The organism is Streptomyces sp. NPDC048142 (genome assembly GCF_043202835.1).
Taxonomy (GTDB): domain Bacteria; phylum Actinomycetota; class Actinomycetes; order Streptomycetales; family Streptomycetaceae; genus Streptomyces.
This window is the reverse complement of sequence record NZ_JBIDBC010000060.1, coordinates 1-19008: the sequence shown is the minus strand read 5'-3', so window position 1 is coordinate 19008 and position 19008 is coordinate 1. Positions and strand designations below refer to the sequence as shown.

The 19008-nt window shown below is 71.1% G+C and carries 21 protein-coding genes; 8 read left to right on the top strand and 13 right to left on the bottom strand.

The genetic code is table 11. From position 1 onward, the window contains the following. Positions 1-86: 86 nt before the first annotated feature. From ACGF2Y_RS35865 to ACGF2Y_RS35850, 4 genes are all read right to left on the bottom strand, one after another. On the bottom strand, positions 87-554 hold the full coding sequence (locus ACGF2Y_RS35865; protein WP_392956115.1) for a helix-turn-helix domain-containing protein: 468 nt from the start codon (positions 552-554) through the stop codon (positions 87-89). Positions 555-879: 325 nt separating this feature from the next. Continuing rightward, on the bottom strand, positions 880-1446 hold the full coding sequence (locus tag ACGF2Y_RS35860) for a hypothetical protein (RefSeq protein ID WP_392956113.1): 567 nt from the start codon (positions 1444-1446) through the stop codon (positions 880-882). Between the two features lie 226 nt (positions 1447-1672). Continuing rightward, positions 1673-3061, bottom strand: coding sequence for an NADP-specific glutamate dehydrogenase (gene gdhA / locus ACGF2Y_RS35855; RefSeq protein WP_392956111.1), 1389 nt, complete (start codon positions 3059-3061; stop codon positions 1673-1675). 386 nt (positions 3062-3447) lie between these two features. Next, a complete protein-coding gene (locus tag ACGF2Y_RS35850; protein ID WP_392956108.1) occupies positions 3448-3630 on the bottom strand; it encodes a hypothetical protein in 183 nt (60 codons plus the stop codon). A 519-nt stretch (positions 3631-4149) separates the two neighbouring features. Between ACGF2Y_RS35850 and ACGF2Y_RS35845 the strand changes: the two genes are divergently transcribed. Beyond that, the gene (locus tag ACGF2Y_RS35845) at positions 4150-4608 is read left to right on the top strand and encodes an RDD family protein (protein WP_392956107.1); all 459 of its coding nucleotides are present in this window, start codon (positions 4150-4152) and stop codon (positions 4606-4608) included. 249 nt (positions 4609-4857) lie between these two features. After that, positions 4858-5205: a hypothetical protein gene (locus ACGF2Y_RS35840; protein ID WP_392956104.1), complete on the top strand. Its 348-nt coding sequence runs from the start codon at positions 4858-4860 to the stop codon at positions 5203-5205. Between the two features lie 263 nt (positions 5206-5468). On the opposite strand, the gene ACGF2Y_RS35835 is transcribed toward ACGF2Y_RS35840, so the two are convergent. Then, the gene (locus tag ACGF2Y_RS35835) at positions 5469-5681 is read right to left on the bottom strand and encodes a DUF397 domain-containing protein (protein ID WP_392956101.1); all 213 of its coding nucleotides are present in this window, start codon (positions 5679-5681) and stop codon (positions 5469-5471) included. Further along, the gene (locus ACGF2Y_RS35830; protein WP_392956100.1) at positions 5678-6562 is read right to left on the bottom strand and encodes a helix-turn-helix domain-containing protein; all 885 of its coding nucleotides are present in this window, start codon (positions 6560-6562) and stop codon (positions 5678-5680) included. The genes ACGF2Y_RS35835 and ACGF2Y_RS35830 overlap by 4 nt, the downstream gene beginning before the upstream one ends. Positions 6563-6800: 238 nt before the next feature. Here ACGF2Y_RS35830 and ACGF2Y_RS35825 point away from each other — a divergent pair, with 238 nt between their 5' ends. Beyond that, complete coding sequence (locus ACGF2Y_RS35825; RefSeq protein WP_392956097.1) at positions 6801-7094, top strand: recombinase family protein; 294 nt, start codon at positions 6801-6803, stop codon at positions 7092-7094. Continuing rightward, the gene (locus tag ACGF2Y_RS35820; protein WP_392956094.1) at positions 7091-7687 is read left to right on the top strand and encodes an ATP-binding protein; all 597 of its coding nucleotides are present in this window, start codon (positions 7091-7093) and stop codon (positions 7685-7687) included. Before ACGF2Y_RS35825 ends, ACGF2Y_RS35820 begins: the two co-directional genes overlap by 4 nt. 110 nt (positions 7688-7797) lie before the next feature. Here ACGF2Y_RS35820 and ACGF2Y_RS35815 read toward each other — a convergent pair whose 3' ends face one another. Further along, positions 7798-9066 carry an Ig-like domain-containing protein gene (locus tag ACGF2Y_RS35815; protein WP_392956092.1) on the bottom strand — a complete coding sequence of 423 codons (1269 nt, stop codon included), beginning with the start codon at positions 9064-9066 and terminating at the stop codon, positions 7798-7800. Positions 9067-9302: 236 nt separating this feature from the next. Next, a complete protein-coding gene (locus ACGF2Y_RS35810) occupies positions 9303-9761 on the bottom strand; it encodes a hypothetical protein (RefSeq protein WP_392956089.1) in 459 nt (152 codons plus the stop codon). A gap of 108 nt (positions 9762-9869) precedes the next feature. Here ACGF2Y_RS35810 and ACGF2Y_RS35805 point away from each other — a divergent pair, with 108 nt between their 5' ends. Next, positions 9870-10223, top strand: coding sequence for a hypothetical protein (locus tag ACGF2Y_RS35805; protein WP_392956087.1), 354 nt, complete (start codon positions 9870-9872; stop codon positions 10221-10223). Positions 10224-10343: 120 nt separating this feature from the next. Here ACGF2Y_RS35805 and hutH read toward each other — a convergent pair whose 3' ends face one another. The 5 genes from hutH to ACGF2Y_RS35780 form a co-directional block, all read right to left on the bottom strand. Further along, on the bottom strand, positions 10344-11894 hold the full coding sequence (gene hutH / locus ACGF2Y_RS35800; RefSeq protein ID WP_392956085.1) for a histidine ammonia-lyase: 1551 nt from the start codon (positions 11892-11894) through the stop codon (positions 10344-10346). Positions 11895-12094: 200 nt separating this feature from the next. Next, positions 12095-13249, bottom strand: coding sequence for a diguanylate cyclase domain-containing protein (locus tag ACGF2Y_RS35795; protein ID WP_392956082.1), 1155 nt, complete (start codon positions 13247-13249; stop codon positions 12095-12097). 104 nt (positions 13250-13353) lie between these two features. Continuing rightward, positions 13354-14166, bottom strand: a complete 813-nt coding sequence (locus tag ACGF2Y_RS35790) for an enoyl-CoA hydratase/isomerase family protein (RefSeq protein WP_392956079.1) — start codon at positions 14164-14166, stop codon at positions 13354-13356. A gap of 194 nt (positions 14167-14360) precedes the next feature. Then, the gene (locus ACGF2Y_RS35785) at positions 14361-15560 is read right to left on the bottom strand and encodes an adenylate/guanylate cyclase domain-containing protein (protein ID WP_392956077.1); all 1200 of its coding nucleotides are present in this window, start codon (positions 15558-15560) and stop codon (positions 14361-14363) included. Positions 15561-15783: 223 nt separating this feature from the next. After that, a complete protein-coding gene (locus tag ACGF2Y_RS35780; RefSeq protein WP_392956076.1) occupies positions 15784-16692 on the bottom strand; it encodes a biotin--[acetyl-CoA-carboxylase] ligase in 909 nt (302 codons plus the stop codon). A 155-nt stretch (positions 16693-16847) separates the two neighbouring features. On the opposite strand from ACGF2Y_RS35780, the gene ACGF2Y_RS35775 reads away from it, so the two are divergent. From ACGF2Y_RS35775 to mmpB, 3 genes are all read left to right on the top strand, one after another. Beyond that, complete coding sequence (locus ACGF2Y_RS35775) at positions 16848-18428, top strand: acyl-CoA carboxylase subunit beta (RefSeq protein WP_392956074.1); 1581 nt, start codon at positions 16848-16850, stop codon at positions 18426-18428. Between the two features lie 29 nt (positions 18429-18457). Then, the gene (locus tag ACGF2Y_RS35770; RefSeq protein ID WP_030086852.1) at positions 18458-18664 is read left to right on the top strand and encodes an acyl-CoA carboxylase epsilon subunit; all 207 of its coding nucleotides are present in this window, start codon (positions 18458-18460) and stop codon (positions 18662-18664) included. 124 nt (positions 18665-18788) lie between these two features. Further along, positions 18789-18917 carry a morphogenic membrane protein MmpB gene (gene mmpB / locus ACGF2Y_RS35765; protein WP_274032677.1) on the top strand — a complete coding sequence of 43 codons (129 nt, stop codon included), beginning with the start codon at positions 18789-18791 and terminating at the stop codon, positions 18915-18917. Positions 18918-19008: the final 91 nt, after the last annotated feature.

The following is a 19008-nucleotide window of genomic DNA, read 5'->3' as shown; positions in this document are numbered from 1 at the left end:
AGAGCCGACACATCCCGTTGAGGACCCTGAGTCAGTCAGGCGGTGGGTCAGACCCCGCCGGGGAACGCTCACGTACATCCTCACTGTCAGGCGGCCAGCAGCATGCCGCCCATCGGGCCGGCCGGAACGACCGGGCCTGTCGGACCGGCCGGCCTTGTCGTCCGTACGGACCGGTGGGCGCCTGCCGCCCCCGACCCGAGCGAGCCGGACCGGGACCTGGACCTGACTGCGGCGAGACTGATCAGCCGCTCCCCGGCCAGCGCCAGGACGTCGGCAAGGCTCAGACCGAGGGCCTGGGCGGCGGCGGCCAGCACCTCGGACGATGCCTCCTTGCGGCCGCGCTCCACCTCGGAGAGGTACGCCATGGATATCCGGGCCGCGTCGGCGACGTCCTTCAGCGTCCGCGCCTGCGCCCGGCGTTCACGCCGCAGCACCTCACCGACGAGGTCACGCCAGAGCGGCTCCCGGGGCAGGGCGTCGGTCGGAGCCTGCGCCGGCCCCGGGAACGGGCGCAGAGGGATCACGTCGGTCTGGTTCGTCGCTCGGATGCTCACCGCCCTCAGCCTAGGAGCACCGCGCCGCCGTGGCACGGGTCGGACGTTGCGCTCCGGGCGGATCTGCTGTCGGCGAAGTCGCGTGACGGACGGCCGTGTTCGGGGGACTGACCACTGATGGCCGCCGCCTCACGCAGCCGTGTTGCCGTTCCCACCCACGCAGCCGTGTTGTCGCCCACACGACCGTGTTGCCGTTCCCACCCACGCAGCCGTGTTGTCGCCCGCACAACCATGTGCCGCCGCCCGTGCAACCGCGTCGCGCCCGTACAACCGTGTTGTCGCCCACGCGCCTCGGCCCCACACGGGAACAAGTCGCTCCGGGTCCTCACCCGGCGGCGAGGGCGCGGGTTCGGCGGCGGTAGTAGGCGATCGCGAGAGCGATGGTGATGGGTCCCCATGCGGCGACGGGGGTGACGCACACCGCCGCCAGCGCTTTCCAGGCGCCGTTGGTGTAGGAGATGGAGTCGACGATGCCGTACAGGGCGAGATGCCGATCCCCGCCGATGGGGACGGCGGTGAACAGCAAGGTGAGGATCAGGCCGCCGACGACGGCGGGGACCGCGGCCGCCATCGGCCGGACCCGTCTGCCGCCGATGACCGGTATCCAGGCGGGCACCACTTCCCCCCAGCCCCTGACCAGCCCGATGGTCAGGATCGCGATCACTTCCGTCAACACGCTGAGCCCGAGGACGTACGGAATGCTCAGCCAGTAGGCAGGCGAGCTGCCCTCCTGGACCTGCCCCATCTCGAAGTGCAGGGCGAAGGGCAGCCGCCACAGGCACGACGGCAGCAGAAGCAGCGGCAGGGCGCAGGCCAGGCGCGTCGCCCAGCGGGGAACGGGCCGCTCGGTGTCGCCGGCGGTCGGGGGCCGGTGAAGGATCCTCAGCGTCATGGCTCCACCCTCGCGGAGCAGGAGCGACGAGGAATCCCCCGGGCGGGCCAACCCGCTCCCCCGTGCGGGGGAGGCCACGCCGAGCAGCCTCACTCGCATGGGGCAGCGGCGCCGGCGACAGCACCAGCACCAGCACCAGCACCAGCACCAGCACCAGCACCGACGACTCCGTTCGTACGGTCGGATCAGCCCCTGCCGTGCGGTCGGATCAGCCCTTGCCGTGCGGTCAGATCAGCCCTTGCGCCAGCATCGCGTCCGCGACCAGCTCGAAGCCGGCGATATTCGCGCCCACCACGTAGTTGCCGGGGCTCCCGTACCGTTCGGCGGTCGTGAAGCAGGAGTCGTGGATGTGGCGCATGATCTCGGCGAGGCGCTCCTCGGTGTGGGCGAAGGTCCACGAGTCCCGGGACGCGTTCTGCTGCATCTCCAGCGCGCTCGTCGCGACCCCGCCCGCGTTGGCCGCCTTGCCGGGGGCGAAGGCGACGCCCGCCTCCTGGAACACCCGGACCGCCTCCGGGGTGGTGGGCATGTTGGCGCCCTCCGCGACCGCCTTGACCCCGTTGCGTACGAGGTCCAGCGCGTCGGCCTCGTGGAGTTCGTTCTGCGTGGCGCAGGGCAGGGCCACGTCCACCGGGACCGACCACACCCCCGTTCCGGGTACGAACCGGGCGTGCGCGCCGCGTCGTTCGGCGTACTCCGAGACCCGGCCGCGGCCGGCCTCCTTGACCTCCTTGAGGAGGTCGAGGTCGATGCCCTTCTCGTCGACGACATAGCCGCCGCTGTCCGAGCAGGTCACCACGGTCGCGCCGAGCTGCTGGGCCTTCTCGATGGCGTAGATGGCCACGTTGCCGGAGCCGGAGACCGAGACGGTCTGGCCCTCCAGCGACTCGCCCCGGCTGCGCAGCATCTCGGCGGTGAACAGGACCGTGCCGTAGCCGGTGGCCTCCGTACGCGCCTGTGCGCCGCCCCAGCCGAGGCCCTTGCCGGTGAGGACGCCGGACTCGTAACGGTTGGTGATCCGCTTGTACTGGCCGAAGAGGTAGCCGATCTCGCGGCCTCCGACGCCGATGTCACCGGCGGGGACGTCGGTGTACTCCCCCAGGTGGCGGTGGAGTTCGGTCATGAAGGACTGGCAGAACCGCATGATCTCGGCGTCGGAACGGCCCTTGGGGTCGAAGTCCGCGCCGCCCTTGCCGCCGCCGATGGGCATGCCGGTGAGGGCGTTCTTGAAGATCTGCTCGAAGCCGAGGAACTTCACGATGCCGAGGTTGACCGAGGGATGGAAGCGCAGCCCGCCCTTGTAGGGGCCGAGCGAGCTGGAGAACTCCACCCGGAAGCCGCGGTTGACGTGGATGCCGCCGGAGTCGTCCGACCACGGCACCCGGAAGATCAACTGGCGCTCGGGCTCGCATATCCGTTCGATGATGCGCGCGTCGACGAACTCGGGTCGCTGGGTGAGCACCGGTCCGAGCGTCTCCAGGACCTCGCGGACCGCCTGGTGGAACTCCTGCTCGCCCTGGTTGCGGCGCAGGATCTCGGCGTAGAGCGGTTCGATGACGCGGGCCGCGGCATCGGTCGTGCGGGCGGAGTCGGGCGAGTCGGGGATGACCGGCATCTGATCAAGACCTTCCGTCGTCGGGCTCGTGCGCGTCGGCGCCCCCGTCCCGGAGGGAGCGCCGCCGGTCCACCTCCCCCGCCGGAGCCCCGCGGACTCCCGCTCGGGAGGACCGCGCGGCCGTCGCCCGGCCGGGCGATGCGGGGGACCGTCGTACGGTCCGATTCTCCAGTGCGGCCCGATGATCTCCGGGGGTGTTCCGCATATTGACCATGATCAGGAGTCCCGGTCAGCGCCCGGACCGCCGCTCCGGATCTCCGCGCCCGAGTTGGGCCGGCAGGCCCGGCGTAAGAGCCCGCAGGCCCTCCGCCGGCCTCCGATGCGCCGTGACGGGCGGACCGTGCGTTCCGGACCGCTCCCCGGCCACGACCACCGGGTGGCGAAGGTCACATCCCGGATCGGCTCTCGCGGGGGCCGCGCAGCACCCAGAGCCCGATTCCGGAGGCGAGCGCGGCGAGGCCTGCCGCGAAGCTCAGGGTGATCTGGAGGCCGCTCTCCTCGACGGCGAGGCTGAGGAAGATGTTGGCGGCGAGTGCGGCGAACAGGACGAGCCGGAGCAGGGACTTCATGACGGCGATGCCTCCGTGATCGGTGATGCCTCCAGCCTGCCCGCCGGCGCGCGTCCCAGGAGGGGAGGGGACCCCCGTATCGGCGTGCAGCGGGCTACACCTCGCCCCGGGGGCCGGCCGGGAACGAAGCAACCGTGCAGCCGGGGACCGGCCGGGAATGGAGCGACTGTGCAGCCGGGGACCGGCGATCGCCCGGGTCGCGTGAAAACAACGCCGGGGCGCGGGAGTTACCCGTCAGGAACAGGGACACCCCGACTGACGATCAGTCATGATGCCCCCATGACGAAGCCGCGGGGGCGTCGGAGAGGGCAGCCTCCTGACGAGTTACGGGCGCTGTATGGAATGCGCCGGGCCGGGAACGGCCCCGCGCGGTCCCGTCCGGACCCGTCCCCGGCACCGCCACCGCCGCCGTACGGGCACGCGCTTCCGCGGGCGGCGTATCCGGCGTACGCCCGCCCCTCCGCGTATCCCGCCCCGGGGCTCCGGAGGCAGCCGCGCCTCCCGAGGGGCACGGGTGACATGCGGCGCTATCTGGCGGTCGGGCTCGACGCCTATCTGTGCCTGCTGGCCGTCGGGCTGCTGGTGCGGTCCTGCCTGAACGCCGGCGGGGCGGGGCGCGCGGTCGCCCTGCTGGTTCTCCAGCTGATCGCGCTGTCGTTCGCCAACCAGGTGCTGCTGACGCTGGCCGTCCGCGCGAGCGCCGGAAAGCTGATCATGGGCGTCCGGGTGATCCGGCTGCCCGACGCGGGCCGGCCGGGATTCCGCCGGCTGGTGCTGCGCTGGCTGTACGGGCTCCTCTGGCTGCCGCGCCAGCCCTGGCACCGGCTCCGGGGACTCCGGGGCCCAGCGGCTCCTAGCCCCGTCGAGCGATCCCCCGGCCGCCCGGCCGAGGCGCACGAGGACCTCGCGGGGGTGCGTCAGGTCCGGCGCAGCGACCTGCGGTGCTACCGGGCGGCGGTGGAGGGTCGTACGGGCTGAGCCTGTTCCTCGGCCTGCCGCGGGTGAGGCGGACCGGGGGCGGTTCTTCAGCGCCAGTCGCCGGTCGCCGGTTCGTCGCGGCAGCCGACATGAGGGAGGGGCTGGCCGAGGTACCAGCCGCTGACGAAGACGGCGTACAGGGCGGCGGTGGCACCCAGACGGCGCGGAGTTATCCAGCGACTAACCCCGTCCGAGGTGAAGTGGCTGACCCCCAGGCGGGAGTTGAGGAGCCCGGTACCGTGATCCCTCATGACCACCAAGCCAGAACACGAGAAGACCAGCGAGGAATTCATCGCCCCTCGTCGCAGTGAACAGTCCGGCCCCGTGGCCTACACCCGCTACCGGTGCACGTGGACACGGGCCCGTGCCGAGGTCATCGGCCAGCTGTACCTCGGACTCGCCACATTCACCGGCTCGATCATCGCGCTGGCCGTTGCGGTAAACAGCGAACCGGGCCCGGACAACGAGACCGCGACCGCCGCTGTCTGGGCCTGGACACTGGGAATGGCCGCGCTCATATCGTTTGTACTGATTCTCTGGCGCTGGCCTGTCGAGTACCGCGCCCACCCGCCTGCCCCGGATGACCAGACCCCCTAGCGGATGGGTGAGCGGGGCGACCGCACGCCTCGCCGGTGGCGATGGCTCGGCCCGCGTAGTGGCGGACAGCGGGGCGGTGGTTCTTTGAGCCAGGTTCTCTGGTCCGGTCCTTGGGGGCAGCGTGGCGCTGGGGAACTCCATGACGCTGCCGGGGCGAGGCGAAGGACGTCGGTTGCCCCGGAGGGTACGGCGGTGGCCCGCACGGCGAAGCGCCCGGCCAGTCGTCCTGACCGAGCTCCTGCGACCGCGTGCGGGGCTCGTGCCTACGACCGCCTGAACTCGCCGTCCACGACGCCGCCTTCGAACGCGGCCCACTCACCGGAGGTGAAGACGAGAGCGGGACCGTTCCCGGCGTCCTTGCTGTCGCGCATGGCCACGCGGCCATCGCCGAGGAAGGCGACCTCGACGCAGGTGGCGTTGTTCTGTGAGCGGCTGGACTTACGCCATACCGCGCCTGTCAGATCCGCGCTCATCATCGGGAAAACTCCTTTGCCGCTCGCCGAAGGATGTCCTGGGTGCCCTTGTGATCCAGAGCCGCACCCCAGATGGAAGTGAACGCCTGGTCGTACCGCTCGATCTCCTGCGGTTTGTCGAGGTACAGGTCGCCGGTGAAGCCCTCCATGTAGACGGTGGGCGGTTCCATCGGCTGTCCGTCGCCGTTGACGGGGAAGCGCAAGAGCGTGAACGGCCCCGACACGAGGCCGTAGTGCAGGCCTGTCGCGAACGGTACGACCCGCAATGAGACGTTCGGCAGTTCCATCGTCTCCGCCAGGCGGTGCAACTGGCGAGCCATTACCTCGCCTCCGCCGACCGGTTGGCGGAGCACCGCTTCGCCGAGCGCCAACTGCAAGGTGGGTGGGCTGGTCACCCTGGTCAGCAACTCCTGCCGCGCCATTCGGACATGCACCCGCCGCTCGATCTCATCGCGGTCGACGTCATGGGTGCCCTCCCGGATCAGCGCTCGGGCGTAGTCCTCTGTCTGCACGAGCCCCGGCACCAGGTCCTTGATGTACTGACGCAGACTTGCCGCCGCCCCTTCCAGCCCGATGAAGAGGTCGAAGCCCTCCGGGATCACGTCGCCGTAGGCGTGCCACCACCCCCGGTTCTTGGTCTCCTTGGCCAGCCCCATCAGACCTTTGGTCAACTCGGCGTCAGCGCCGTACGCACGACACATGGCCTCAACATCCAGGCTGCGCATGGAGGTCTGGCCCGTCTCGATGCGCCAGATCTTCTGATCCGACCACTCCAGGGCCGTCGACGCCGCGCGCACGGTCAGCCGCGCGCGATTGCGCAGCTCACGCAGGTGTCGCCCCAGTTGACGGCGGGGCACTGTCGAACCGCTTGCCGCTTCCACCACTTGATGCGCCTCCGATCTGAAACCCACCCTACATCCGAAATGGAAGCCTGAGTATCGTCATTATGGAATAGGGGATATTCGTTCGAGGAATCGAATTCACGATTTCCAATCTGGAGTGTTGCATATTCGAATAATCCAGTGCTTCACTCGGTGACCCACATGACTGGCGCGAACACTCCAGGTGATCGCTGGCGACGCGAGGGGACCAAGCACGATGAACCCGCTGATCTTTGGCTACATGCGTGTGCCCGACGACATGAGCGACGAGGAGGCCCAGCAGAAACAGGACGATCTGACCGCCTACGCCGATGACAACGGTTTCCTTCTGGCGACCGTGTTCCACGAGTACGTTCCGGGAGCGCAGTCCGCGTTCACCGAGCTGGTGGAGGCGGTCCAGCGCGCCGAGGCGAAGCACGTGGTCGTGCCGTCCTACCGGGAACTGGCGCTCAGCCGGTCGCTCCAGAACGCCATGCTCACGCACCTCGCCTACGCCACCGGCGCGAAAGTCGTCAGCCTGGACGACTGCTCATGATGTGCGAGGAGGCGCCGTACCAGATCCGGCAGGTGCGCTTCGTCGACCAACTCTCGCTGACCGCAGTGCGGTCGGCCGTCTCGACGTCGCGTCAGTTCCTGCGGCTGACCTTGTCCAAGTGGCGAGGGGCGCCCATCGAGGACGACGTCCTTCTGGTTGCCTCGGAACTGGTGACCAACGCCATCACGGTCACCGGGGTAGTGATCGAGAAGCCGACGTGGGGTGAGTTGGCAGAACTCCACCTCGTCCACGTATGCCTGGTCGGCCTGGAGAACAGTGTCGTCATCGAGGTGTGGGACGGGTCGGAGGAACTGCCCAGGCTCACACCGGCCGACGACGACGCCGAGGACGGGCGCGGCCTCCTCCTCGTACAGCAGCCGGCGGGGCGCTGGGGTTCCTACCGCGCCGCGGGCGGAAAGGTGGTGTGGGCCGAGCTGGCAGTCCACCCGCCGTTGCCGCAGCGCCGGGACGCCGAGCTGCTCGGGCGCAGGGCCGCAGGGGCAAGGCCCGACGCCGACATCCTCCGGCGCGTCCCGGGGCCCGACGCCGGGTTCCTCCGCCGCGTCCTTTCAGGGCTGGACGCGGTGTTATAGGCGCGGACCGGGCACGGGACACGCCGAAGGCGGCGGTCCCGGAGCGTTCCGGGGCCGCCGCCTTCGGGCGGGGACGGGGTGGTGCGAGGGGGGAAAGCGGGTGGGGGGGATCAGGCCTGGGAGCCGGCCGTCCACTCCGACCAGCTCATGTTCCAGCCGTTGAGGCCGTTGTCCGGGGTGATCGTCTTGTCCGGGGAGTTCTTGACGATGACCACGTCGCCGACGAGCGAGTTGTCGTAGAACCAGGCGCCCGGCGCGCTGGAGTCGTTCGCGCCCTTCACGTCGGCGAGGCCCACGCAGCCGTGGCTGGTGTTGGCGTTGCCGAAGATGCCCTTGCCCCAGTAGTTGCCGTGGATGAAGGTGCCCGACGTGGACAGACGCATGGCGTGCGGCACGTCCTTGATGTCGTACTCGCCCTTGCCGTCGTCATCGGTGAAGCCGACGGTGGCGCCGTTCATCCGGGTCTCCTTGTGCTTCTCGGAGATCACCATCTGACCGTTGTACGTGGGGTTCTCGGGGGAGCCCGCGGAGATCGGGATCGTCTTGATCGTCTTGCCGTCGCGGGTGACCGTCATCATCTTGGTCTTCACGTCGACGGTGGAGACCTGGTTGCGGCCGACCTTGAAGGTCACGGTCTTCTGCTGGACGCCGAAGACGCCGTCCGCGCCCTCGACGCCGTCGAGCGCCAGCTTCAGGGTGACGGTGGAGCCGCCCTGCCAGTAGTCCTCCGGGCGCAGGTCCAGGCGCTGGGAGTTGAACCAGTGGCCGACGACCTCCTGGCCGCTGCTGGAGGTCACGGTGATGCCGTCCTGGACGGCCTTCTTGTCCGTGATCGCCTTGTTGAAGTTGATCGAGACGGGCATCCCGACGCCGACCGTGGAACCGTCCTCGGGGGTGAAGTTCCCGATGAAGCTGTTGTCGGGCGAGACGGTGGTGAAGGAGCTGTTCTCGTGGGCCTCGCGGCCCTTCGCGTCGGCCGCCGTGGCGTTGATCTTGTACGTGGTGGACCGCTCCAGCTGGTCCGCGGGCTTCCAGCTGGAACCGTCGGCCGCCAGGGTGCCCTCGACCGGGGTGCCGTCCGCCGTGGTCATGATGACCTCGGTCAGCTTGCCCTTGGCGACGGTGACCTGGGCCGCGTTGTTGATGCTGGCGTTGGTCGCGCGGTCCTTCGGCTTGATCGTTATCTGTGCCTCGGAGGCGTCCGCGGCTGCCGCCTTGTCCACTTCCTGCTGCGACGACTCCGAACTCCCGGCGCTCGTCTTTCCGCCCTTGTCGCCGTCGTCGTTACAGGCCGAAAGCACCAGCACGCCGCCGAGCAGTGCGGACATGGCCACCAGGCCCCTGCGCCGCTTGCTGTCCGTCATCACACGCTTCTCCATCGTCGCCGATTCCCCGAAAATCCCCGGACGGGGCCGCCAGGCCGCTAATCCCCGTCAATCTTCCAAGAACACCCGGAAAGGGTGTTCCGTTCCCCCTCCACGACAGATGTGGGGAACACCACTCATCGACGCGGCCCCACCGGTGGCGGTTCCCGCGGCCGGGTCCCGGTTTCCACCGCCGCACAGCGCGGCCCCGGTCCGCAGGTGAGCGGGGCCGGGGCCGGTGTTCTCACACGTCACACCCGCTGCGCGGGGTCACCGTCCTCGCCGTCGTTCTTCCCCGTGTGCGCGACCGCGTCGCCGTACCCCTCATCGTCGCCCTCGTCGCCCCCGTCCCGTGGCAGGAAGAGGTCCTCATCGCCGTCGTCCGCGTCGTCCCAGCCCTCCGCGTCGGGGTCGTACTCGATGCTCTCACTGCTCCAGGAGGCCTGGGCGAGTTCGACCCCGGGCACCTCGCTGACCAGATCGAAGGGGTCGACCAGTGAGGCGAGGGCCTCCGCTCCGTCTGCCCGGACCGTGGCCTCGGCATGCATCCGTTCCTCGGCGGTGTCGGTTCCGGCGACCGCCGCGACGGGCTCCCCGTACTCGGCGGCGATGGATTCGAGGGCGGTGCCGGTCAGGGCGTCGAGATCGGTGACCTCCAGCACCATCTCCACGCGAAGTCGAACAAACCTGGATGTCTCTTCTGTGCTCATAGGCCGGAGCGTAAGGCTCGGCGGGGCCACGGCTTTCCACCGACCCGCTGCTTTGCTTAGCATCGGCCCACGGGGCTAACTCATGGTTGTCGCAAGGGGATCGAATCTGTGTCCGTCGCTCGTCGCACACTGCTGACCACCACCGCCTCAGGCACGCTGCTGGCCGCTCTCTGGTTCGTCCCGTCGGCCAACGCCACCGGAGAAGCCGGGGAGACCAGCGAGACCGGGCAGAGCCGCCCGCTGTCCGCCCAGACCGCCCAGACCGCCCCGGCCGGCCGGACGACCGCCGAGCAGCCCGCCGGAACCTCTGGCGACGCCTCCGGCGCGCGGCTCGCCGACACCGGTCCCGGCCGGGACACCACCCCGTATCTCGTCGGCGGCACCGCCCTGTTGGGCCTCGGCACGGCCTTCGTCAGCTACTCGGTCCGCCGCTCCGCGACCGGTATGCGTCCGGCGCTCTGATCCCGTAGGTGACGTATGCGTACGTACGTTACGTAACGGACGAAGAGGGCTCCGCACCCCGGCGCGGCAGCCCCCTTCCGTACAGCCTCTCCGTACAGCTTCCGTACGTACGCGGCCGGCTCAGGCCAGCGGCCCCGTGACCGGTTCCACGGCCGCGACCAGGCGCCCTTCCCGTACGAACGCGTCGGCGGCGGCCAGATCCGGCGCGAGGAAGCGGTCCGGGCCCGGCCCCTCGGCGCCGGCGGCCCGCAGCGCGTCCACGGCGGCCTGCGAGGCGGGGGCGGGGGTGAGGCCCTGGGCGGCGCGGATCTCGACGGCGCGGGTCGCCGCGTACAGCTCGACGGCGACGATCCTGGCCAGGTTGTCCACGGCGGTACGGAGCTTGCGTGCGGCGGACCAGCCCATGGAGACGTGGTCCTCCTGCATCGCGGAGGACGGGATGGAGTCGGCGGAGGCGGGGACCGCGAGCCGCTTCATCTCGCTGACCAGGGCGGCCTGGGTGTACTGGGCGATCATCAGGCCCGAGTCGACCCCGGCGTCGTCCGCGAGGAACGGCGGCAGCCCGTGCGAGCGGTTCTTGTCGAGCAGCCGGTCGGTACGGCGTTCGCAGATCGAGCCGAGGTCGGCGGCGACGATCGCGAGGAAGTCCAGGGCGTACGCGACGGGCGCGCCGTGGAAGTTGCCGTTCGACTCCACCCGGCCGTCGGAAAGCACCACCGGGTTGTCGACCGAGGAGGCCAGTTCGCGGCCCGCGACGACGGCGGCGTAGTCGAGGGTGTCGCGGCCGGCGCCGTTGACCTGGGGGGCGCAGCGCACGGAGTAGGCGTCCTGGACCCGGGGCGCGTCGTCCTGGTGATGCCCTGTGAGGCCCGATCCTGCCAGCACCCGCAGCATGTTGTCCGCGCTGGCGCCCTGGCCGGGGTGCGGGCGGATGGCGTGCAGCTCGGGGGCGAGGACCTTCTCCGTGCCGAGCAGCGCCTCCAGGGAGAGGGCGGCGGTGATGTCGGCCGAGGTGTAGAGGTTCTTGAGGTCGGCGAGGGCCATGACCAGCATGCCGAGCATGCCGTCGGTTCCGTTGAGGAGGGCCAGGCCTTCCTTCTCGCGGAGTTCGACCGGGGCGATGCCGTGCGCGGCGAGCAGCTCGCCCGCGGGCCGGACCGTGCCGTCGGGGCCCTCCGCTTCACCCTCGCCCATCAGGGTGAGCGCGCAGTGCGAGAGCGGGGCGAGGTCGCCGGAGCAGCCGAGCGAGCCGTACTCGTGGACGACGGGCGTGATGCCCGCGTTCAGCACGTCCGCCATGGTCCGGGCGACCCCGGGGCGTACGCCGGTGTGGCCGGAGGCGAGCGTCTTGAGCCGGAGGAACATCAGCGCGCGGACGACCTCGCGCTCCACGCGGGGGCCCATGCCGGCCGCGTGCGAGCGGACGATGTTGCGCTGGAGCTGCGCCCGCAGTTCCGGGCTGATGTGGCGGCTGGCGAGGGCGCCGAAGCCGGTGGAGACGCCGTAGACCGGCTCGGGCTTGGCGGCGAGCGCGTCCACGACGAGACGGGCGGCGGCCAGGGCTTCCACGGCGGCGGCGGAGAGCTCGACCCGGGCGCCGTGGCGGGCCACGGCGACGACGTCCTCGGCGGTGGTTCCGGACGTCCCCACCACAACAGTGTGCATATCCATATTCAGCAGCGTACGGACTGAAACCCTTCATGTCACTAGTGGTTCGGGTCAGGGCCCCTTACGGGACTGAGTACGTGGGCGGCTCGCCCGGCGCGCGCGGCGCAGGGGGCCGGGAGCGCGGGCGGGCGCTCCACGGCCGGAACCGCGCGCCCGTACTGACGGATGGCTGCCATGCGGTCCGCACAGGTCGGCACCCGCACTTACGGCCGGTTGCCGCGCAGCCTGCGCCGGTCGTGCGCGGACTTCGGCGGGGAGTCCGCGAGCCGGATGACCTCGCCGTCCCGCCCGGCCACCACCGGCCCCAGCGAACGGGCCGCCTTGGCCCGGTACTGGGCGGCGTCCGCGAGCCGGAACAGCCGGCGGGCCGAGCGCACCGGGCCGATCGGGTCGCCGGTCGACGCGACCCCGCAGGCGACCCCGTCGCCCAGCTCGATCACCGCCGCCCGGTCGCAGAGCTCGGTGGCGACGCCGACCACCTCGTCGGCCGGGGGGCCGGCCGCGAGGAGGCAGAACTCGTCGCCGCCGAGCCGGGCCGCCAGCGCCTCCGGCAGCATCGCCCCGCACAGCGACAGCACCGAGCCGAAACGTTCCAGCAGGCGGTCGCCGACGGCGTGGCCGTGGGTGTCGTTGACCGCCTTGAGTCCGTTCAGGTCGCAGACGACGAGGCTGACGACCGCGTCCTCGACGCGGTGCCGCTCGATGGCCTCGTCGAGCCGGATGTCGACCGCGCGGCGGTTGGCCAGACCGGTCAGCGGGTCGGTGAAGGCCAGCTTCCGGACCTCCTCAAGGCGTTCGGTCTGGGCGATCCCGGAGGCCACGACGGCGGCGAGCACGGTCGCGAAGTCGGCGTCGGCCCGGCCGAAGACGGGCTGTCCGGCCGGCCGCGCCACATACAGCTCGCCCCAGGCCCGGCCGTGCAGCACGATCGGCGCGACCACGCAGCAGCCCCGGCCGCGCCGCCGGAGCGCGGCGACCCGCTGGTGGCAGTACGGGCGGGCGCCGCGCGCCGGACCGCCCGCACCGGGCAGCCCGTCGGCGGTCTCCACCCAGGCGTCGGGCTCGCCGCCGCCCGCCCACCGCTCGTGCAGGAACTCGGTGATCTCCGGGAACTCATGGACCGGGTAGGTCTCCTCCTCGGGGAACTCCTCCTCCCCCTCGGCCCGTTGCCCCGCGTTCACCAGCACCCGCAGCCTGCCCCGGTCCCGCTCCCACACGGAGAGCGCGGCGAAACTGCCGCTCAGCGCCTCGCAGGCGCCCAGCGCCGCCGCCCGCCACGATTCACGCGGCGTGTAGGCCGCGGCCATGGTCTGCGCCAGCGAAACCACGGCCCGCAGCCGTTCGTCGTCACCACCCATTTCTACAGCTTATGTAGATTTGTCCCCTTTTAAGCAGTTTGATGCGTAACTAGTTTCAACTATTTTCGCGTGTCATGCTCACTCTGTGTGATGTACGCGCCGCGTCACTCACCGGGCCAGTCGGGGCGCCGCTTCTCGTTGAACGCGGCCACCCCCTCCGCCCGGTCCCCGGAGAAGGCCACCGACCGCCAGGCCGCATCCTCCACCTCCAGGCCCGCCCGCAGGTCCAGCCCGTGGCCCAGCCGGAGCGCCTTCTTGGCGGCCCGCAGCCCGACCGGCGAGTTGGCGGCGATCCGGCCGCCCAGCGCGAGGGCCTCCTCACGGTCCCGTCCCGCCTCGACCAGCTCGTCCACCAGGCCCAGTTCGCGCGCCTCGGCGGCCTCGACCCGGCGGGCGCTGAACACCAGCTCGGCGGCGCGCGCCGCACCCACCCGGCGCGGCAGCAGCTGCGTACCGCCACCGCCCGGGATGACGCCCACGGACACCTCGGGCAGCCCGACCACGGCGGTGGCGTCGGCGACGATCACATCGCAGGCGAGGGCGAGTTCGAAGCCGCCGCCGAGGGCGAAGCCGTGCACGGCGGCGATCACCGGCATCGGCAGCTCCAGGACTCCGGTGTAGGCGGCGCGGGCAGTGGGCCGCTGGCGTACCAGGTCGGCGTCGGTGAAGGAGTTGCGCTCCTTGAGGTCCGCGCCCACACAGAAGGCCCGGTCGTGGCTGGAGGTCAGGACGGTGGCCCGGACGTCCCGGTCGGCGCCGAGCGCCTCGCAGGCGGCGGCGATGGAGCGGGCCATGTCGGTGGAGACGGCGTTCATGGCCTTGGGCCGGTCGAGAACCAGCTCGGCGACGTGGTCCTGCCCCTCGTGCCGCCGTACGACGACGAAATCCCCGTACCGCTGCTCGGACGTGACGGTCATGAGTGCACCCCTGTCGGTGGACGGCCTGTTAACGAGCGTTACCGTCACGGATCCTAGACAGGACGGCACCGCCCCCGACAGGGGTGCCGGGAGCGGGGAGGCGACGAAAGGGTGCGCCGGGCTCAGGAGCGGGGAGGCGACGAAGGGGTGCGCCGGGCTCAGGAGCGGAGAGATGACGAAGGGGCGGGCCGGACTCAGGAACCGGTCTTGCCGCGCCGGGCCAGCAGCCATGGTTCCACCACGCCGAGCCCGCGCACCGGGCGCTGCCACATCGGCTGGAGTCCGAAGCGGTACGTGGGCAGCGGCGGCTTGTCGTCGGCCTCGCGGCCCTCCTCCTCGGCGACCCGGGCCCGTTCGGCGGCGGCCACGACGGCCTCGGCCGCCTGTGCCTCGGACTCCGGGGCGTCGCCGTGGCGGACCAGCTCCTTGGCGAACGCCCCGTCGACCAGGACGGCGTCCTTCGGAGCTATCGAGGTGAGCCGGCTGGCGAGGTTCACCGTGGTGCCGAAGACATCGCCCATGCGCGTGGTCACCGTGCCGAAGGCGATGCCGACGCGCAGGGCGGGCATCGTCTCGTCCTGGGACATGGCCTCGATCAGCCGGAGCGCTATCTCGGCGGCCGTGCCCGCGTCGTCGGCGGCGAAGAGGACCTCGTCGCCGAGGGTCTTGATGAGCCGGCCGCCGTGCGCGGCGACCAGGTCCGCGGCGGTCGTCTCGAAGGACTCGACCAGCTCGCCGAGCTCCTCCTCCTCCAGCCGCCGGGTCAGCCGGGTGAAGCCGACGAGGTCCGCGAAGCCCACGGCGAGGCGCCGGTCGACCATCTCCTCGTCGTCCGCGGCCTGCACGACCCGGCCGGTGGCGGCGGCCAGCTGGCGCCGCCACACGTAGACGAGGAACTCCTGGAGCTCCGGGAGCAGCAGCTCGATCAGCGGATAGGTGACCTCGGTGCGGGTCATGCCGGGCTCGGGCGGCTCGGTCAGGCCCTCCAGGAACGAGTCGATCTGCCATTCGGCCAGCCGGGCGGTGGTCTGCCCGGTGGATCGGGCGACCTGGATCGCCATCGGCTCGCTGAGCAGCCCCGCCTCGACGAGACCGGCGAGCCGCCGCAGGGCGAGCACGTCGGCCTCGGTGAGCGCCTTGGCCTGGCCGATGTCGGCGAAGCCCATGGCCCGCCAGAACCGGGAGGCCAGGTCCATGGAGACGCCGGCGGTGCGGGCCGCCTGGAAGGGTGTGTAGCGCCGGTCGGCCCCCAGGATCAGCGCTTCCAGGCGGATGGCGAGGGGGTCGTCGGTCGGTTCCACCGTGTGGTCGACCTCGTGGTGGGGTGTGGCGTGGACCGAGGAGTCCGACCCGGGCTCCTCACCCGCGCCGGACGTCGTGTCGCCGACGGTCACCAGCCGCCTCCTGCCCGTTCCCTGCGCACTGCCCTGCCGATCTGTCGCTGGATCGCCTCAACGATACGGCAGGTGTGCCCCAGCTCACGTCCTTGGCTGCCCGTCATCGGTGGGTCGCGCGTGACATCTCCGGCGTACGCGGTATCCGCCGGTACGCCCGCCGGGGCGGAACCCCGCCCCGGGCGCGTGTCGGACGCCTCTCATGATTCTTCCGGTGATTCCTCTAGGTCAGGCCGCCCGCCGCGCCCCGCAGGTGGACGATGTCGCCGGCCGACACCGGCTGCTGGAGCCCGTCCTCGGTGGAGAGGACCAGACGCCCGTCCCCGTCGATCGCGACCGCCTCGCCGACCAGGGACCTCCCGCCCGGCAGCTCGGCGCGCACGGCCCGGTCCAGCGTCGCGCAGCCCGCCGCGTAGGCGGCCTGGAGCCCGCTCGCGGCCGCGTCGCCGTCGGCCGCCTTCCAGCGGCCGTACCAGTCCTCCAGCGAGCGCAGGACGGCCCGCAGCAGGGTCTCCCGGTCGGTGGAGACCGCTCCGGCGAGCGCCAGCGATCCGGCGGTGGGGGCGGGCAGCTCGTCGGTGCGCAGGGAGACGTTGACGCCCAGGCCGACGACGATGCCGTCCCCGGCGAACTCGCCGAGGATGCCGCCCGTCTTGCGTTCCTCCCTCAGTGGGGCTTCCCCTGGACGGAGCTTGTCGGAGCCCTTGGGGATCGAGACCAGCAGGTCGTTGGGCCACTTCAGCGACATGTCGACACCTGCCGACTTCGCGAGCCCGGTCGCGGCGGCGACCCCGGCCAGCAGCGGCACCCACCCCCACCGCTCCACCGGGATGTCCCCGGGCTCCAGGTACACCGAGAAGAACAGCCCGGAGCGCGGCGGGGCGGTCCAGCTCCGCTCCAGCCGTCCGCGCCCGGCCGTCTGCTCCTCGGCGACCAGCACCGTGCCCTCGACGGCCGCCCCGGTACGGGCCTGCCCGGCGAGGTCGGTGTTGGTGGACCCGGTGGACTCCACGACCTCCAGCGACGTCCACAGCGCGCCCGGCCGCAGCAGTCCGCGGCGCAGCGCGGTCACGTTGAGGGGTGGCCGGTCCAGGTCCGACCAGCGGTTGTGTGGCGCATCCGGAGGTGTCATGCAACCCAGCCTAGGTGTGGCAAAGGACGCACTGCCTTTCCGGAGACGCGCCGATACCCTACGAGTCAGTAGCCAGAGCCGGACTGACGGCTGGCCGTCCCCCCGTGACCGGTGCCAGACGTCGTCCCCGTGACCAGGCAGGGAGCCGCCCCCCGATGTCCGAGCCGCTAAGCGACATCCACACCACCGCGGGCAAGCTCGCGGACCTGACGCGCCGCATCGACGAGGCGACGCACGCCGGGTCGGCCCGCGCGGTCGAGAAGCAGCACGCCAAGGGCAAGCTGACGGCCCGTGAGCGGGTCGAGATGCTGCTGGACGAGGGCTCCTTCGTGGAGCTCGACGAGTTCGCCCGGCACCGCTCCACCAACTTCGGCATCGAGAAGAACCGCCCGTACGGGGACGGCGTCGTCACCGGTTACGGCACGGTCGACGGCCGCCCGGTCTGCGTGTACTCGCAGGACTTCACGATCTTCGGCGGTTCGCTCGGCGAGGTCTACGGCGAGAAGATCGTCAAGGTCATGGACTTCGCGCTGAAGACCGGCTGCCCGGTCATCGGCATCAACGACGGCGGCGGCGCGCGGATCCAGGAGGGCGTGGCCGCGCTCGGTCTGTTCGCCGAGATCTTCCGCCGCAATGTGCACGCCTCCGGGGTGATCCCGCAGATCTCGCTGATCGTCGGCCCCTGCGCGGGCGGCGCGGTCTACTCCCCCGCGATCACCGACTTCACGGTGATGGTCGACCAGACCTCGCACATGTTCATCACCGGTCCCGACGTCATCAAGACGGTCACCGGCGAGGACGTCGGCTTCGAGGAGCTGGGCGGCGCCCGTACGCACAACACCACCTCCGGGGTGGCGCACCACATGGCGGGCGACGAGAAGGACGCCATCGAGTACGTCAAGTCGCTGCTGTCGTACCTGCCTTCGAACAACCTCTCCGAGGCCCCGGCCTTCCCGGAGGAGGCGGACCTCACCACCACCGACGAGGACCGCGAGCTGGACACGCTCATCCCGGACTCGGCGAACCAGCCGTACGACATGCACACCGCGATCGAGCACGTGCTGGACGACGGCGAGTTCCTGGAGACCCAGGCCCTGTTCGCGCCGAACATCATCACCGGCTTCGGCCGGGTCGAGGGCCACCCGGTCGGGATCGTCGCCAACCAGCCGATGCAGTTCGCCGGCTGCCTGGACATCAACGCCAGCGAGAAGGCGGCCCGCTTCGTCCGCACCTGCGACGCGTTCAACGTGCCCGTCATCACCTTCGTGGACGTGCCGGGCTTCCTGCCGGGCGTGGACCAGGAGTACGGCGGCATCATCCGGCGCGGCGCGAAGCTGATCTACGCCTACGCGGAGGCGACGGTCCCGCTGATCACCGTCATCACCCGCAAGGCCTTCGGCGGCGCGTACGACGTGATGGGCTCCAAGCACCTGGGCGCCGACCTGAACGTGGCCTGGCCGACCGCGCAGATCGCCGTCATGGGGGCGCAGGGCGCGGTGAACATCCTGCACCGGCGCACCATCGCCGCCGCCGAGGACCCGGACGCGAAGCGTGCCGAGCTGATGACGGACTACGAGGACGCGCTGCTCAACCCGTACGTGGCGGCCGAGCGCGGCTACGTCGACGCGGTGATCATGCCGTCCGACACCCGGGCCCATATCGTCAAGGGGCTGCGACAGCTGCGTACGAAGCGGGAATCCCTGCCCCCGAAGAAGCACGGCAACATCCCGCTCTAGCCGCCCGCCCTTCCCAGAGAGGCCTGCCCATGATCAAGGTCGTACGGGGCAACCCCACCCCCGAGGAGCTGGCCGCCGCGCTGGCGGTGGTCCGGGCGCGCGCCGCGGCGGCGTCCGCCGTGTCGTCCGGCGCGCCGCTGCCGCCCGAACAGTGGTCGGACCCGGGGCGCATCGCGCGCACCGGCCGCCCCCGCCCCGGGCCCCGGGCCTGGGCGCGGACGTACTGGCCGGCCTGAGCCGCCGGCCCGCCCGCGAGCCATCCCCCGAAGCCGTCCCCCGAGCCGCCCCCGTCCCGCACGGGGGCGGCTTTGAGTACCTGTACTCAGGCGTGGGAACGGGCGGCGCAGCAGGATCGGGAACATGCTGTGGTCCGACCCCGAGAACAAGCCGCCGAAGGAACTGCGCGACGCCCAGGCCATGCTGCGCAGAGCGGGCGTCCTGCTGGCGCTGGCGATGCTGGTGGCGATGTTCGTGCTCGGCATCCGCTGAGCTTGCCTTTTAACCTCTGACCTCGAACGTCGTCTCGTACGGGCTCACTCGTTGGGAGATTCGCGAGGCACGCTGACGGCCTTCGCATGAC